The sequence below is a fragment of the Neobacillus sp. 19 genome (genome assembly GCF_049463095.1).
Classification (GTDB): Bacteria; Bacillota; Bacilli; order Bacillales; family Cytobacillaceae; genus Neobacillus.
On the sequence record NZ_JBMPZU010000100.1, the window covers coordinates 136,163 to 149,923 of the forward strand.

14 protein-coding genes and 1 pseudogene are annotated in these 13,761 nt (G+C 37.6%); 7 read left to right on the plus strand and 8 right to left on the minus strand.

Annotated features, from left to right (window positions below):
• The first annotated feature begins 5 nt into the window (after positions 1–5).
• A complete protein-coding gene (locus ACO1D1_RS28015) occupies positions 6–1,409 on the plus strand; it encodes a vWA domain-containing protein (protein ID WP_052404703.1) in 1,404 nt (467 codons plus the stop codon).
• 569 nt (positions 1,410–1,978) lie between these two features.
• Here ACO1D1_RS28015 and ACO1D1_RS28020 read toward each other — a convergent pair.
• Together ACO1D1_RS28020 and ACO1D1_RS28025 are read right to left on the minus strand one after the other, a co-directional pair.
• The gene (locus tag ACO1D1_RS28020) at positions 1,979–2,518 is read right to left on the minus strand and encodes an ImmA/IrrE family metallo-endopeptidase (RefSeq protein WP_042353588.1); all 540 of its coding nucleotides are present in this window, start codon (positions 2,516–2,518) and stop codon (positions 1,979–1,981) included.
• Positions 2,496–2,861, minus strand: a complete 366-nt coding sequence (locus tag ACO1D1_RS28025) for a helix-turn-helix domain-containing protein (protein ID WP_052404702.1) — start codon at positions 2,859–2,861, stop codon at positions 2,496–2,498. The genes ACO1D1_RS28020 and ACO1D1_RS28025 overlap by 23 nt, the downstream gene beginning before the upstream one ends.
• A gap of 472 nt (positions 2,862–3,333) precedes the next feature.
• Here ACO1D1_RS28025 and ACO1D1_RS28030 point away from each other — a divergent pair, with 472 nt between their 5' ends.
• Both ACO1D1_RS28030 and ACO1D1_RS28035 read left to right on the plus strand, forming a co-directional pair.
• Positions 3,334–4,023, plus strand: coding sequence for a hypothetical protein (locus ACO1D1_RS28030; RefSeq protein ID WP_042353587.1), 690 nt, complete (start codon positions 3,334–3,336; stop codon positions 4,021–4,023).
• 90 nt (positions 4,024–4,113) lie between these two features.
• Positions 4,114–4,926 (plus strand): hypothetical protein, encoded by an 813-nt coding sequence (locus ACO1D1_RS28035; protein WP_042353586.1) that lies wholly within the window; start codon positions 4,114–4,116, stop codon positions 4,924–4,926.
• Here ACO1D1_RS28035 and ACO1D1_RS28040 read toward each other — a convergent pair.
• On the minus strand, positions 4,886–5,170 hold the full coding sequence (locus tag ACO1D1_RS28040; RefSeq protein WP_082193045.1) for an amidase family protein: 285 nt from the start codon (positions 5,168–5,170) through the stop codon (positions 4,886–4,888). The genes ACO1D1_RS28035 and ACO1D1_RS28040 overlap by 41 nt on opposite strands.
• 215 nt (positions 5,171–5,385) lie before the next feature.
• Here ACO1D1_RS28040 and ACO1D1_RS28045 point away from each other — a divergent pair, with 215 nt between their 5' ends.
• The 4 genes and pseudogenes from ACO1D1_RS28045 to rpsI all read left to right on the plus strand — a co-directional run.
• Positions 5,386–6,774, plus strand: coding sequence for a hypothetical protein (locus tag ACO1D1_RS28045; protein ID WP_042353585.1), 1,389 nt, complete (start codon positions 5,386–5,388; stop codon positions 6,772–6,774).
• Between the two features lie 401 nt (positions 6,775–7,175).
• Positions 7,176–7,787 (plus strand): PBECR4 domain-containing protein, encoded by a 612-nt coding sequence (locus ACO1D1_RS28050; RefSeq protein WP_423337736.1) that lies wholly within the window; start codon positions 7,176–7,178, stop codon positions 7,785–7,787.
• A gap of 278 nt (positions 7,788–8,065) precedes the next feature.
• Complete coding sequence (locus ACO1D1_RS28055) at positions 8,066–8,239, plus strand: hypothetical protein (protein ID WP_187373114.1); 174 nt, start codon at positions 8,066–8,068, stop codon at positions 8,237–8,239.
• A 208-nt stretch (positions 8,240–8,447) separates the two neighbouring features.
• Positions 8,448–8,513, plus strand: a pseudogene (rpsI, locus tag ACO1D1_RS28060) (30S ribosomal protein S9); the annotation flags it as partial.
• A gap of 240 nt (positions 8,514–8,753) precedes the next feature.
• Here the strand turns inward: rpsI and ACO1D1_RS28065 are convergent.
• The 5 genes from ACO1D1_RS28065 to ACO1D1_RS28085 all read right to left on the minus strand — a co-directional run bounded on the left by ACO1D1_RS28065 (position 8,754) and on the right by ACO1D1_RS28085 (position 13,533).
• Entirely contained in the window at positions 8,754–9,704 is a 951-nt protein-coding gene (locus ACO1D1_RS28065; RefSeq protein WP_423337737.1) for an ABC transporter permease subunit, read from the minus strand.
• Between the two features lies 1 nt (position 9,705).
• Entirely contained in the window at positions 9,706–10,545 is an 840-nt protein-coding gene (locus ACO1D1_RS28070) for an ABC transporter permease subunit (protein WP_423337738.1), read from the minus strand.
• Between the two features lie 137 nt (positions 10,546–10,682).
• Positions 10,683–11,678, minus strand: coding sequence for a LysM peptidoglycan-binding domain-containing protein (locus tag ACO1D1_RS28075; RefSeq protein WP_423337739.1), 996 nt, complete (start codon positions 11,676–11,678; stop codon positions 10,683–10,685).
• Positions 11,679–11,760: 82 nt separating this feature from the next.
• Positions 11,761–12,402, minus strand: a complete 642-nt coding sequence (locus ACO1D1_RS28080) for a response regulator (protein WP_423337740.1) — start codon at positions 12,400–12,402, stop codon at positions 11,761–11,763.
• A 12-nt stretch (positions 12,403–12,414) separates the two neighbouring features.
• A complete protein-coding gene (locus ACO1D1_RS28085; RefSeq protein WP_423337741.1) occupies positions 12,415–13,533 on the minus strand; it encodes a GAF domain-containing sensor histidine kinase in 1,119 nt (372 codons plus the stop codon).
• Positions 13,534–13,761 lie beyond the last annotated feature (228 nt).

Below are 13,761 nucleotides of genomic sequence, written 5' to 3' on the forward strand. Positions count from 1 at the left end.
TTTCTTTGATTAAGTTCAGTCGCTATAAAGATGAATCAGTTTTGAACACGGATTCCTTCGACAAAAGACGTTTCAATTCCTTATACGATATGTCGAAAGGGATGCAGCAACTTGCTGAAAAAGCGGACATGCCAGGGTTCAAGCAGCTGCTAGGTGACATCTGGGCAGGCCTGTATAAAATGAATCCTGTTTTGAAGGAGGAAGTTCCTGAAAAATTGTTGCAAAACAAAACCATCATGGAACGGATTATGAACGATGAAAACTTCGAGGATCATCGCATTCATACCAAATTGGATGATTTGATTGCCGCTGTCGGCACGGTGAAATTCGGGGAGGAAACCCACGAATGGATCAAGGAACAGAAGCAACAAAATGAGGAAATGCAGAAACTGATGGAAGAAATCCAAAAGATGCAGCAGGACAATCATAATGGCAAGTATGATGAGAATATTAATCAAGCCTTTTCTGAATTGAATCAGCACTTGCAAGGTGCATTTACTACTAATGGCCGTTCCTTCGGTCAGGCGATGGCAAAAGCGATGCAACAGACCAACAACATTAAAAACAGTGTAAAGTCGTTGTTAGGTGGCGCGAGTACGGGAAATCAGGATGCCGAACTCAAAAAGGTTCCCTTACGTGATCAGATCAAACTTGTCGAAACCTTGTCGAATGATATGAGAGTTAAGAAGGTTTCGGAATGGGCGGGACGGATGAAAATGATTGCCCGAAAGAAGCAGAAATCGAAGCACACCGAATCCATTGACAGAAGCGGTGTGACGTTAGGAAACAGCGTGGAACGGTTGCTACCTGTGGAACTCGGCATGTACATGAATCCAAAAACGAAATTGGATTTCATGCGGCGGTTCGTTGAGGGGGAAACACTTCAATACGAACAAAAAGGCAATGAAGCGCTAGGAAAGGGGCCAATCATTCTTTGTCTGGATCAGTCAGGGAGCATGGATCATCTTGATATGCAGTCGAAAGGCTTTGCGCTTGCTTTGATGTCAATTGCAAAACGGCAGAAACGTGATTTCTGTTTGATTCGTTTTTCGGTACAAACCAAAATAAAAGAATATCCCAAAGGAAAAATCACCATTGATGACATGGTTGCCCTCGCTGCGGAATTTCTTGGTGGCGGTACTAACTTCGAGAGACCGCTGAAGCAGGCGTTGACGACAATCAACAAGAGCCGTTTTGAAAAAGCCGATGTGGTATTTATCACAGATGGCGAAGCAAACGTAAGTGATAGTTTCCTAGGGAAATTTAACAAAGCTAAAAAGGAAAAGAAATTCAATGTACTATCGCTTGTGATTGGCAGCCCTCGAACTTCTGTCGAATCTTTTTCCGATAAGGTAGTAAACATTCGAAACTTTGAGGATGAGGGGGCTTTTGAAGCCTTTGAAATTTGATCAGAGACACGTCACACTTCCGTGGCGTGTTTTTCTGCCGCTAATCTCTATGATTCGCCTGTGTAATATTTTATAAGGAAAACATTCGAAAAGTAGGCTTACTTATTACATATATTATTCAAGGTGTAAGAAATAAAAAAGCCCATATCATTAAGCGATATAGACTTAGGCTTTTGATTTTTTTATTGGCTTCCTTACAAAAAGTAGGTTGAAAACTAAAGGGGTATAAAATTGCCGATAGTAGGATTTTAAATTTTTATAATGGACATAGTTTTCCTCTTTCAATGGCTTTGAATTTAATAATATTCTGATACTAATTTTTCGGATTTAATTTTTAAATGTTTAGCCTCTAAGGTTTAAATCGCTAAGTATATTCTAAAATGAAAAAGAGTAAGCATGATAGCCTACTCAAAGATTTCTAAGAAATTTTGAATTATTATTTTTAAATTTCGAATTGAATTCTTACTTTAAGTTGGAGTGTAAATATTACTTATTAGAGTTAACATTCCTTTAATATTGAATTGTTTTTCGATTAATTTTAAAAAAGGAAAAAACCCTTTTGTTTATTCTTAAATTCCTAAATCCTCAATAAGCCCCAATTTAAAAAGCCTAATTAAAAGTGATTGTTTACTCACCTTAAACATATCTGCAATACTTGCTAATTCATCACTTTCTTCTATATCAATTCCTTGTTTTAACTTTTTGTTAACCACTTGTTTAATTTTCTTTTCAGGCATTAATAAAGCAGCTGCGAATGCATTTGCTTCAATTTCATCAATATTGTTAGCAAGAGAAGAATTTTTGTCTCGGAAATTGACTCTAAAAGTTCTATCTATATGAACTGGGTTCCCTTTGTGCATTACAAAATGACCAAGTTCGTGAGCAATTGTAAATCTCTTTCGATTTGGATAGTGTTTTGAATTTACCCCAATTATTGTTTTGTCGATATCTCTAAGTAAAATTCCTGACATTTCTCCTTCTAGCTCTTCCTCTTGAACGATAATACCTAAGTTATTAGCAATTTCATATACTGGAATTGGTATTTCATCTATTTCAAACATTTTAAGAAGTTCGTTTGCCTTTTGTTCAATCTTCTTTGTCGTCTGCATTTACCATCCCTTCTTTCATTTCTGTTTTTTTGGTTATTTTGTTAACCCATTCAATCTCTTCATTTGATAATTGATTTCTTAAAGTATCAATATTTACATACAAATCTGTTTGAGGCTTTTTAAGAACTTCTGGTTCTGGAAGGAGAGATTGGGGAGATACTTTTAAAACTTCAGCAATTTGATAAAGGGTATATATAGATATTTTTTGATTCCCACGTTCTATATTAGCGATAGATGCTCTTGATAAATCTATAGCTTTACTAAGCTCTTCCTGTGTCAATCCTTTAAGCTTTCTTGCCTTTTTGATAAGACTACCAATTTCAATAAATAAGATTTCCTCCATATCATCACCTTTTCTCTATTTCTTTATGTTCAGTATCACGTTAAAAGAATGCACAGTCAATAATAATTAACAGAAATAGCCCAATTTTTGTTTTTATGGTAAACATTATTATCATAAGCTATTTCAATGAATGTTTACTTTGTAAACATTTTATGTGATCTTTTTGTTTGAAAAAGTATTGTCATTTCCGAAAAAACTGGTTATACTAAATTTTGTAGAAAACAAAGGGGGCGATTGACCTTGAAAGCATAAAAAGAGACAAGAGTATTGCAGTACCCTTGTCTCAGTTAAAAGTCTTAAGTTGTCGAAGTCATTAGAGCTAAGATAGAAGAACTTTTCAAGGATTGCCGTCCCGAATGAAAGGATTATCTTTAAATACTCCAAAACTTATCTTATTATAGTATGTTTTGATGTATTTGTAAAGATTATCTCTTCTATCTACCATTACCTTCATATGAATAGGAGAGATTTTATGATTACTGTAAATCAAGAAAAAATTAATGTTGCTTGGGTTTCACTTAACGCTACAGTTCTTTCAAGTTCTAAATACGGTGAAGAATATGACCGAGTGAAAGTACTTCACGAAATCGGTCTTGAATCACCATTGCAACAGGATGAAACCTTTTATATTCCTGTCAAGGACAAGCCACTTGACACTCGCACCATTTTTCCAGACGGAAATATCACTAACTTTGCGGGGCAGCGGTTCAAGGATATTCAAGACGAGCTGGACAAGTTTAAGGATGCCCTACAACAAGGGGACGCTGTAAAGCTTGAGGAAATGTATCAGCTACTTAAATCGACGACTATTTTATCAGCAGTTGTTTATAAGGCTGGAACAAAGGTTTTAACATTCGAATATGACTTGGCTCTTTACCCGAACGAGGAAAGAACATTCGAGCTTTCTCTTTGGGCTCCAATGCCATCCTTCAATGTGGTCGGGAGAGGACAAGTCATAGCGAATATTCAATTACCAGGTGGCGGCGAACAGTTCAGATGTGCTGTATTAGAAGCAGAAGGATATATTCCTGATGCAGAAGGAAACCCAACTGGGCAAGTAGTCGGCAAGACCATCGACAGCGACTTGGGATTAAGAAGAGTCATTGGATGGGTATGGCAGAATGACCCACTGTTCAAAGTTCGTTATCAGTATCAGGGTTAATAGGTGGTTGTGAGAATCCCCTCCATTTAGGAGGGGACTTTTTAAAATATATACAAAATAACAAAATACAATAAAGGGGAACATCTAGATATGGTGTTTATTGAATACCTCCATAGCAATTGGGTTGGAATAGTTGTGGATGTTAAAGTTGGTCTATTATTAGGTTACTTAACTGCTTTATTCCAAAAGGAAAACCCAACCAAAATCCATCCACAAACATTCCGACACCAGGTTTATCATATAAGGGAAATTGTTTATATAAATCGCTCTCCCCGTTCCAATAGGAAAAAGAAGAGCAATCGTGGTAGTAACGACGATTTTAGAATCTACCTTTTTGCTTCTGTGCTGATTACTATGCTATTTATCGAATACAAAACAGTAATTTTTCATTTCATTTTAAGTTCATTGATTATAACTACATCAGGAGTAGTTGCATTTACCTCATATCTTGCTAAACATAAACTCCTTAAAGGGTTAAATTTGTATTATATTTTTGTCTTGGCTTTGATTTTAACAGCATCTTACATAATGTTCTACAACTTAGGGGGATTTGATGTTAAAGCTTATGGGGGGCTAACACAGTTATTGTCTGATATAGGGGTAAAAGAACTTGCCATTGTAATTACCAAAGTAATTGGGTATCTATTGGGAATATTGGCTATTTTGTTAATTCCAATTATAGTTCTGCATATATGGTTATCGCATTCCCAATTCCTTCTTACAAGCCGTTTTCTCCAATTGATTTTTAGGAAAACTGCTTTCGTAACTACAAAGGACAAAGCATTTATCCCATATTTGATAGTCCTATGCTTTACATCTTGGTTTTTCTCCAGCGGAACCTACGGAAAGATGTTTTATAATCTTATTGGAAAATTAGACAATGTTCTTTTTGGGGTGAGATAACGGTTGAGTGATGCTGGGTCTTCTTCTGTTCCTTCATAGGAAAATGGTCAGCAAATATCTTTGTACCTGCTGTGGATCGTATACCAGCTGTTGAATAATTATCTTTAATGCCCATTGGAATTCCATGCAGGGGCCCTTTATATTGACCGCGCATAATGGCATCTTCCGCTTCTTTTGCCTGTTCAATGGCATTTTCGCCTAAGAAGGGTAATATATGAATTAATTGTCGGATCGATTTTTTCAATACGGTTTAAGATATGCTTTGTTAATTCGATGGGTGATAACTGTTTAGTGGCGGATTGAAAAGGAAACCGAAGCTGACTGTTTCATTAAGATATGGTGTACACACTAAATATAGTTTATGAATTATAATGTGGGCTCTACATTTTGAAAATGGTATAATATAAATATTGGTAAAAAAGTAAAGAAAATCACTCTGAATGATAAGGGGGAAGCTTTTTGAGTAAAAAAATTTTTACTAAAAAAGAGACTAGTAAGTTATTACATAGTGAAACCATTAAACATAGTGATCTCCCTTGGCTTATTGAATTGTTAGAAGATAAAAAAGGCCTCAAATATAGTGATTTAGATACAACACAAAGTCAGCTTATTAAAGAAATGCGTTCTGATTTACTAATGAATTCAACTGAGGAATGGATTGTAACTAAAGTACCTAATAGCAACCAATTGACTCTTGATTTAGGCCAAAATGAACAAGAATGGAAGAAGTGTCAGCTTTGTGGTACTAAAAATAGATATATCCACTTTATAAAAAACAAAATTTCAAATGTTGTTATCAATGTTGGTAGTGAGTGTATAGAGGAATTTGGGGATATTGGGAGAAACGCTTTAAAAGATAGACGAAAATTAGTGTCAAATCAAATTAAAAATAAAAGATTACTTAAACTTCTAGAAATTGTTCCTAAGGCCAAAAGCAGGATTGAACACTGGAATAGATTTTTAGATGAATTGGACATTGTTTTACCATCCAATATTGAGGATCCGTATATAAAATTGGGAAAAAATGCAGAAAAGGTTTTCAAATCCATATTAAATAAGAGGCAAAGTCAAAAGGAAATTCAGCTATTAAGAAATATCTTTTTAAAACAAGAAAAACTAGGGGGAAAAATTAAACAATATGTTGACTCTAATATAAATCAAACCTTTGTTATGACGAAAGAAATCGATTACTGGTTAAAAAGAAACAAACCAAGTGATTATTCTAGAATTAAAGGTTTTGTGAAAGGTACAGGGAATGGCTTTATTACTTCCGAAGTATTATATGAAATTAATGAACCAATTTTTTTGGAAAAGCTTGCACATCAATACAATAAAAATATAAATTCTAATCTTATGAGGATAGAGAAAATTACTGACAGCGGATTTGTAATTTCAGTTTATCCGTTCTTTCATATCAGCCTTGAAATTTCTAATAGGCTATTTTCAAAAAAGTATGGTTCATTTGCTTTTGAAAAAAGAGCGGAATTTGACATTGAATACCTACTTAATAATTCAAGATATTATCAACGTAGCAATCAAGAAAATTTAATAAACGAATTCAAAATAGCGTTAAGAAATATTGAAATGAAAATAGAAACTATTGATGCAAAAAATAAACGAATTGATATTAAGTGTCTACCACTAAATAAATATTTTAGATTCGATCTTGAAAAATTTATTGAGAACTTTAAGAAACATCTGTATTCAAACAGTTATAGTAAATTACAAAGTGAAATACTAAAAAATAATAATGCTTTTAATGAAAAAGAATATAAAAATCTAATTAAAAGGGAAAAAGAAATTAAAGAGGCTTATAACGAGGATCGAAGCAAGGTTATTAGTAGGTAATTACACTATAAAAAAAATACCGATATTAGTAACACTTGGTTGCATAGCATGGTCATTCCATACACTAGGTTTTTCTAGACAAAACAACTTCTATAGTGTAAGATAGGATTATAGGTATTTGTATGAAAGTGCTGGGACGGTAGCTCCTAGTTTCTCCGCCCAGGGGGAGCTTAAAAAAAGCTGGGAATAATGATTGCTACCACATAAAAATATTTTAAAAACATCAGGATATTTTCAGACTTACCTGAGTATAATGTTATTACTGGGACGGCAGCTCCTAGTTTCTCCGCCTGGGGGGAGCTTAAAAAAAGCCAGGAATAAAGCTTGCTGCCATTTCTTTGGAATTCACAGCTCTTGATTAAAAATAATCAAGGGCTTTAATTTTTTTAGGGGAAAATAAGATGCTCGATATTCATACTTTTGCACAATTGACAAGAAACCCATCCATTACGGATATATCACTTAAAATGCTTCAAGATTATTATGACCATTATTTGTTAAACAATACGTATGAATATCATCTTCAAGATGGTCAAACTATAGAAGTTCCCTTCAAGGAAAAAGACTTGTGCCACTTACTGGGGATTAAAAAGTTGGTTGAAGGCACAATTCATAGCTCCCAGTTAATTAATTATTATGGTGAAAAAGGTTATCAAAACATCAAGGATGGCACACTTGATTTTGCAGCGTTAAGGAATATTGGTAAAAAGAGATTCAATTTCAGCAAGGATAAGTGGGTTTTCTTCTTCCTCGTGCATCGTATGGCAGAAGCACCCCACAACAATATATTTGTTGAATTTGCACCAAAAGAAGGAAGTCGTGTTCCAGTTAAGTTCTTGGTGTATGATGTGTGCGAAAATGCTGTCGCTCATTTGGGAATCAATTATAATGAAGAAAAAAAAGTTTGGTTTCCGCAATCCTATATGACGGAAAGAATCAACCAAACATCAGATGGAATGTCCTTGATTACAGGAAAAGATACCATTGGAGTCGAAAAAGTGAGAAAGAAATAACTAAAACCCCATTTTGGGGTTTATTTTTATGCCCTAAATACGTAAAGTGGCTAATTCTTTGTAATGCGGCAATGATTTTGTGCTACATAGATGGCTAAAGGTAGCTTTAGTAAAAAAAAGCATAAGGCAGCAGCGATTGCAATCTTTATTTTGATACAATCGGGGTGCGATTGTTGTATTGCTCCTTGATTCCCTTTTTATTTTCTTTAATTCCTATTATTTGTGATCCTAATGATCTATAATCAAAGAAAACAAACATTAAAAAGCAGGTGTATTCTTTGACAAATATTATCCGTTTCCGAACACGGGAAGAATGGGAACAGGAAAAGAAGGACAAGATGCTCGCTGAATGGAATGCGTATTTGACTTTTGAGGAAGAAGCGTTGAGAAAAGCCGCAGAGAAAATGGCTGTAAAAATCCAGAATGAAGATGAGTTTGACTGTACAAACTAAAAAGCCCTGTGACCCCTTGCTGTTAAAGGGTTTGTGAGTGAATGTAATTTGCATCAAGTGAATGTAAAATGAATGTATCGAATGTACTCTGAATGTAAAAAGTATAAAAAAATAGAGAAAACGGTAGAAACCACCTTCCCTAAACTTCAATAAAATCCTAGGCTTTTATACATTAATATCAATCAATAACAAAATATATACAACAAGCATAAAAGAACGTAAAAAATACGGACTTAAAGGCGCTCGTCGTGCACCTCAGTTCTCAAAACGTTAATCTTTGGCGTTTCGAAGACTCTTTTCACTTATGTGGAAAGGGTCTTTTTTGTGTTTAAAAAGTAGTGATCCTGACAACCAAAGTTTTTTTGACCACTTCTAGACCGAAAGTAATTTAATTTGGAGAAATGTGTGAGGTATTTCTGAGATATATCCAACTGGAAAAATGTAAAGTGTAGGGCGGCTGCATCAAAGTCACCGCCCTATTTTTCAGACTCCCTACCATCCGGCGTGTGTCCCACTATTTTTCCACATGAGCAAACCGCATACGTGCCGAGCTTTGAAAGTACATACGGATGCTGTCGTTAATGAGGGCGACGCTGATCGCAGTAAAGATGAAGAAGCCAATCGGTATTAGGACGATCCAATGGTGGCTATAAAGGTAACTGATGTCGCCCCCGATGACGCCAGACCATTCGTAGGAGATGGAGTGAGGATCTTCCAGCCCCGGCGATCCGTAGGGAACGAATGTACCGCCAAAGAAAAGCTTCATAAAGCCAAGATGAGCCAGCAGCTGCAAGGTATGAATAAATTGCTGGCCAAATAACAGGATCCATTTCTCATACACATGCGGGACTATATGTTTGAAAAAAAGATGCGGTTTACTCGCGCCAAGAATCCTGGACGCCTCAATGAAAGACTCCTTTTGAACAAGCCTCATTTCTGCTGAAAGATGAATCGTAACGTTTGGAATGGCAATAATCCCTAAAATAAAGGTTTCAAAAAAAGCCCGCTGCCAAAAGGGGGTGGAAAATCCAGAAACAGGCATCCACAGCACGCTGTAAAGAATAAAATAGGCAACAATCGTTTGCGGGACAACTGTAAATGGTTCAAATACCGCCTTCAATCCGTTATACAGGCGATTAGGCATTGAATAAACAAGGGAGCTAAAGATTATTGATATAACCATCCGAAAGATGACGATTGCTAACGTAATGCCAATCGTCCATTTTGCCCCTACAACCAATTTTATGAGAAGATCGTATCCGTATACGTCCGACCCGAGCAGGAATTCCGTTAAGGGAGGATAGGGAGGCCGGCTGAGAACATTGCTATTTTCATCCAGACGGAACCGCACCTGGTTGATTTCCCCATCAAATATAGTTGACTGAAGGATGCTCCAGGTAAACAGCCCGATTAGAAACAGGGAGCTGACTACGAATCTTTTTCTCTTTAATAAAAATAACAGCATATTATTCTACATCCTTTCTACGGTCAAAGCTCACCCATTCATACAAACGGAAAAGAATAAAAAATGGGATAAAGATAAGGCTGCATCCGATGAAAAATGGGTCCGGAGCCGTTAACATGACGCGAAGCAGGCCGTTCATATTAAACAAGTAATCGATCACCAAGAGGGTAGACAGCATCGACCAGAAGATGGTTTTCGATGTTCCAAACAGGGAGTCGACAATATTCCTTAGCACGTGAACATTTAAGATATAAGAAAACTTCAAGCCTTTCGCCTTTGCCAGAATGACATAGTGTTTGTCCAGCTCTTCTTCAATATGGTGGATAATGACTTTCGTTATGTAAAAACTGATTGGCACGCTCAGGCAAATAACCGGCAGGAGAATGGCTTCCTCTCTGATAGTTACGACTTGCGCCAGCTTAATCCCCGTCTGTTTATAAATGTAGATGACCATAAATTGGAGAAGCAGGATGATCATTAAATCAGGAATGGCTTCCAAGATCTCGAGGATATTTTTTAGAATATGGATTCTATTTTTGAAAAAAAGCAGGGCGAGATAGGAGACAAGGAAGGCAATAACAAAGGCGGCAACCACCCCGAGACCCAGCATTTTCATCGAATTTAAGTATTTATAAAAAATCACCGGAAATACGGAATTAATGCCATCAGCCAGCATGAAATCCCCAAACGTTATGATTCTTGCATTCAATTCATAAATGGCATGCAGATAATCCGAAAAATGGAAGGATAACTTCTTAAATAAAACTGGAAAAGCTGTAATCAAGATCAGCATTTCCGCCCCAACCACACACTGTAAAAATAAACCTAAAAGCCTCTTCACCGAACGCCCCACTCCCTTTCTACTACTTAATTGACGGGCTATTCTGGGAAAGGTTACAAGTTCTTAAATAGGGTAAGATTTGTTTACCGTCTTAAGAATAGAAAAAACCCGCATCTTAAGCGGGATTTGAAAAGGTGCTAATGCATAGTCGCTGAAATCTCCTTCATTTTTTGAACTACCAAGGGATAAAAGTTATTTTTAGCACTAGCTGTGGAGTTGCCTCCGAAAAATCCTGTACCCGGACATGTCTTCACATTATAATCGGGACCGTTATCTAACACTCTTTCCTTCGTTCGTAAATCCCACCAATGATGGTAAGTGATACTGTCAACGGAGGGGGTTAGTCCAAATTTTATACAAAGTAAAGCAGCAACGGTAATGATCGTTTCCTTTTGGGCCTCTGTCATGACATCATGCCCAAGGTCGAAGTTGCCAACATTTTCGATGGTGATTCCGGCAGCATTTGCCTTCGGGCCAATCGTACCTTCAGGAGCGATGTCAAACGGCCTGGATACAGCTATCGTACCATCTGGAAAGGTCGTTAGATTTTGCGCAATCGTCTTCCATTTCATTTCTTTCACATGGAAATTCTCCATACTCTTCAGCATGTGAAAATGATTGGTTCCATAAAATTGCTTATAGGATGGCAACCATGTGTGATGCTCTTGGATTAAGCTGATGTTCCTCGTAAATTTCTGATTGAATAACCAATCCTGAAATTCCCCTCTGTCCATCAGTATATATTGTCCTTGCATATTCATCCTTTTGGGCGGGATCTTTAGTTTTTGTCCTAAATAGAGCTCCGAAGAGGAAAGTCCATTAACCGTTTTTATTAGCCAGGGGGATGAATGGTTTGCTGCTGAAATTTTATCAAGACTATCCCCAGACGTCACTTCATAAATAAATGGAACATACAATTTTTGACCCACAACAAGTGTGTGGGATTGTAGTCCATTTGTCAGTACCAGTTCTTCTACAGTTGTTTCGTATTGGTTGGCGATGCCTGGTAAAGTGTCCCCGGACCGGACTTCGTAGATATTGTCAGGGATATGTTCCTTCGAATAAACAGGAGAAACATGCACATGCAGGCAAAATACAAATAAAATAAACACTATCATAGCACTGTTTTTCATTACAAACACCTCATTATATAGTGTTAAAAACAGCAAGGAAATTATGCAGTAAAAAACCCCTTAGAATTCGTCTAAGAGGAGGTTACTCAGTCAATTTATTTCTTACCGCATAAAGGGCGGCTTGGGTCCGATCAGCCAATTCAAGTTTTGCCAAAAGGTTGGACACATGTGTTTTAACCGTTTTTTCGGTGATAAATAACGAGGCGGCAATTTCCTTGTTGCTTTTTCCCTTTGCGATTTCCTTTAACACATCTAACTCTCTTTTCGTTAATTCCTCAACCAGATTTTTCTCTTGTCTGCCTTTGTGGGATAAATTGGCCAGTAAATGTGAGGTGGCTGTTGGATGAAGTTGGTTTTCGCCATTCATGATCTTTTTAATTGATGCTACCAGTTCGTCAGGCTGGATGTCCTTTAACTGGAATCCGGATGCACCTGCTTCAAGGGCGGGGATGACATGGTCTTGGTCTGAAAAGCTGGTCAACATCATAATTTTGATTTCAGGCTGGTCTTTTTTAATGATTCTTGTAGCTAGGATTCCGTCCATTTCCGGCATAACCAAATCCATCAGGATAAGATCAGGCTGTAGTGATTTTGCCAGTTCGATGGCTTCCTTCCCATTTGCGGCTTCCCCAATAATATCAAAACCTTGTTGTGTCCGAAGAAAAAAGACGAGGCCTCTTCTGACAACGTGATGATCGTCTGCAATTAAGATGCGTATACCCATTGAATCTTCCCCCTAGAACGGAATGTGGATCTGTATTTCTGTTCCGCCTTCCGGTTTACTTTTTAACTGAAATTGCCCGCTTAACGCTTCTGTTCTTGTTTTCATACTTTTTAATCCCAGAGAGGGGATGTCAAGATTTTCATCATAATGGAAGCCACAGCCCGTATCCCTAATGGTCATCGTAACTCCATCTTTGGAGGTTTGAAAAAATAAATGTGCTGCTGTGGTTTGTGAATGCTTCTTACAATTGGCCAGCGCCTCTTGCCCGATGCGCCACAAAGTTTCCTCGGCCCTTCCGGGTATACTGGCAGCTCCGGTCACCGTTGTCTCAATCGACAAGCCGAGCATATCAGCATAACTTCTTAAGGCACTTACCAAGCCGTTTTCGAGTCCCAGCGGCCGCAGCTGCCAGATTAAGGCTCTCATTTCCCCAAGCGCCTTTTGGGCTAAATCTTGAATATAACTAAACGTTTGTTTGACTTCATCGGTTTGTGTCATTTCAACACCGGCCCTTGCGGTGAGGCTTAGCGAAAATAACAGTTGATTGACGGAGTCGTGAAGATCGCGCGCAAGCCGATTTCGCTCGGCAACGAGCGCTGTCTCTTGTTCCCGCTGCGTTAGTTTGATTCGTTTCAAGGCTGTTCCAATTTGATAGGCCACCGCTTCGAGTAAAGCAAGTTCATTTTTCTCAAAATGGGTTTTGTTGGGCGATCCTACGTTTAAGATTCCGAAGCGTTCCTGCCCGGCTCTTAGCGGGACGGTCGCATGATGGGTTAAGCCGCACGTTTCCCCGGCTCTCTCATCAATGGCATCTTCAATTCGTTTGCATTCCATAATATTAGATGCTTTAGTGAGTTGCTGATTATTGTATTTATTCACGCACCAGCACTTACCTTCACACATCCTTTGTTTATCGTTGTATGCCAAAGCAGGAGGCAGGGCTACATCGGCTGCGAGCTGCTGCTTGCCATTTTCGTCGATGAAAAAAATCCAGCCTATTTGCAGTCCCGTTACGTGGAGCAGCTTTTTCAACACACCAGATAAAACGGCATTGGTATCCGTTCCTTCATTTAAAAGCTCAGCAATTTCCTTTAAAATTCCGATTTCTTCATACCTAGCCTCTACAGACACTCCGATCGTTCCTCCTCGTTAAGCTCTTCCTTTTATTATATCTTATTTACAATATTCGGACTTCTGTAATTGAGCTGATTCGCCAATTTCCTTTACAACCGGATGATAAAGACTCTCTTAAGGACAAAAGTCGATAATAAGGAGAGAGAAATGTCCTTAATAAGGGCTCTTAAAGACAAAATGGTATAAGAAAACGAGAGGAATGTCTTTAATAAGGCCTTTTAAAGG